We start from the raw sequence: 1708 nt of genomic DNA on the forward strand, positions 1-1708 counted from the left end.
CGCGGCGCCGTGCGCGCCGGCGCTGAGCGGCTGGCCGTCCGGCAGTCGGATGGCGTCGACGTCGATCTCGGCCCCGACCGCCAGCAGCACCGCCCGGTGCATGGCGTTCTCCAGCTCGCGGACGTTGCCGTTCCAGCGGTGCGAGACCAGGGCGCGACGGGCGTCGATCGAGATCGGACGGACTGGCACGCCGTTGGCGGCCGCGTACTTCTTGACGAAATGATCGGCCAGCACGGCGATGTCGCCGGGACGCTCGCGCAGGGCGGGCAGGCGCAGGTTCACGACGTTCAGACGGTACAGCAGGTCCTCGCGGAACGTGCCTTCGGCCACCGACTTGGCCAGGTCGCGGTTCGAAGTGGCGATGATGCGGATGTTGACCGGCACGGGCTTGGTCCCGCCGACGCGGTCGATGACCCGCTCCTGGATGGCGCGCAGCAGCTTGGCCTGCAGACGGACGTCCATTTCCGAGATTTCGTCCAGCAGCAGGGTGCCGCCGTCGGCCTCTTCGAACTTGCCGATCCGCCTGGCCATGGCGCCGGTGAAGGCGCCCTTCTCGTGCCCGAACAGTTCGGATTCCAGCAGGTTGTCCGGAATGGCGGCGCAGTTGACGCTGATGAAGGGCTTGTCGGCGCGGCGCGAGCCGGCGTGCAGGTAACGGGCCATGACCTCCTTGCCGACGCCGCTCTCGCCGGTGATCAGGATCGAGGCCTCGGAGCGGGCGACCTGGTCGGCCAGGCCGATGACGGCGGTCATGGCCGGGTCGGCCGAGATCATCGGGCGCTCGTCGTCGGCGACGGCCGAGAGGACGGCCGCGATCAGATCGGCCTCAGGCGGCAGCGGGATGAACTCCTTGGCCCCCGCCCGGATGGCGTCGGCCGCGTCGCGGGCGTCGGCGTCGACGCCGCAGGCGACGACCGGCACGTGGATGCGCTCGTTCTCGTTGGCTGCGATCAGGGCGGCGATGTCGACGCGGTAGTCGACCATCAGCAGGTCGGCCCCCTGTCCTCGCCGCAGCTGCTCGGTCGCCTGGTCGCCGCGCTCGACGTGCTGGACCTTGGCGCCGTGCGCCATGGCCATCTTCACCGCCGTCGCCAGCTGTCCGCTGAGCCTGCCAACCACCAGAAGCCGCATGGGTCTTCTCCTTTAATCTCTTACTGACGCGTGCCGTCACTTCGCTGCGCAAGGCCTGCGCGGCATTGCTCTAGGCGCCGCTGTCCTCGGTCTTGATGATTTCCGTCATGGTCACGCCCAGGCGGTCTTCCACGACGACCACCTCGCCGCGGGCGACCAGGCGGTTGTTGACAAAGATGTCGATCGCCTCGCCGACCTTGCGGTCCAGCTCCAGCACCGAGCCCCGGTTCAGCTTCAGCAGCTGCGCCACCGACATGTGCGCCTTGCCCAGCACCGCCGAGATGTTGACCGGCACGTCGAAGACGGGCGCCAGGTCATGCGCGGTCTTCTCGCTGTGCTCCTCGGGCGCCGCCAGGGCGGTCCCGTCGGGGAACTCCTCCAGGGCCATGGTGTCGGTCGGCATCACGACCTCCCGTCGTTCAGGGTTTCAGCGTGCCCGGCCTCGGCGGCCAGGGCGGATTTCAGGGCCTCGGCCATGCGGGCGAAGGCGGTCTCGGGGTCGAAGTCGGCGCGGCCGTCGGCCCATTCCAGGCGGAAGGCGGCGGCGGCCAGGCCCGGCTCGTCGCGGAAGGCGACC

2 protein-coding genes are annotated in these 1708 nt (G+C 69.9%); both read right to left on the reverse strand.

Translation table 11 applies throughout. The features are described from left to right. The coding region (locus AC2W7C_RS17560; protein ID WP_486002520.1) for a sigma-54 interaction domain-containing protein at nucleotides 1–1131 on the reverse strand (1131 nt) is incomplete at its 3' end. A gap of 70 nt (nucleotides 1132–1201) precedes the next feature. Continuing rightward, nucleotides 1202–1534: a flagellar motor switch protein FliN gene (gene fliN, locus AC2W7C_RS17565; RefSeq protein WP_486002521.1), complete on the reverse strand. Its 333-nt coding sequence runs from the start codon at nucleotides 1532–1534 to the stop codon at nucleotides 1202–1204. Nucleotides 1535–1708 lie beyond the last annotated feature (174 nt).

This window comes from Brevundimonas sp. CURTG3B2_SDJG, from assembly GCF_057364705.1.

Coding starts and splice junctions, on each gene's coding strand:
- fliN (WP_486002521.1), bottom strand. CDS start 1,534: ATGCCGACCGACACCATGGCCCTGGAGGAGTTCCCCGACGGGACCGCC.